The sequence below is a fragment of the Ruminococcus sp. MCC718 genome, assembly GCF_018783905.1.
Lineage (GTDB): Bacteria > Bacillota > Clostridia > Lachnospirales > Lachnospiraceae > Hominisplanchenecus > Hominisplanchenecus faecis.
Map to the genome: position 1 here is coordinate 1 of NZ_WQNP01000042.1, position 562 is coordinate 562.

At 43.4% G+C, this 562-nt stretch carries 2 protein-coding genes; both read left to right on the forward strand.

Going from position 1 to position 562, the window contains the following annotated elements:
- Window positions 1–258: transposase (locus GPK60_RS15265; protein ID WP_252191307.1), on the forward strand; the 258-nt coding region annotated here is incomplete at its 5' end.
- The coding region (locus tag GPK60_RS15270) for a transposase (RefSeq protein ID WP_346727724.1) at window positions 252–562 on the forward strand (311 nt) is incomplete at its 3' end. The genes GPK60_RS15265 and GPK60_RS15270, both read left to right, overlap by 7 nt.

Genomic DNA, 562 nt, shown 5'->3' on the forward strand with positions numbered 1-562 from the left:
GGTGCACCCTGGCGTGACCTTCCGGAACGTTATGGACCATGGGAAACCGTTTACAGTCGCTTTCGTAAATGGATTGAAGACGGTATATTGGATAATATTTTCCGGATTTTAAGTCTGGATGCAGAATTTGAAGAGCTTTCTATGGATGCGTCCATCGTTCAGGCACATCAGCATAGTGCCGGAGCTAAAAAAGGGGGGCTTCCCCTGAAATCGGCCGGAGCCGAGGCGGACCAAGTACCAAAATCCATGCCATCGTAGAAGCGTACGGGAACCCAGTCCGTATTATGATTAGCGAAGGCCAGAAAAATGATATTCCATATGCAATTCCTCTTTTAAAACAAATCAACATTAATGGAAGCAAGATTTTGGCAGATCGAGGCTATAACAGTAACAAAGTATTAAAATACATCCATGCAAATGGTGCAAAAGCGACGATTCCATCCAAAAGGAATGCAAAAATACAACGTTCTTGTGACTGGTGGCTTTATAAAGAGCGGCATCTTGTAGAAAAGCTGTTCTTGAAATTAAAAGCGTATCGGAGGATAGCGACCCGTTATGATAA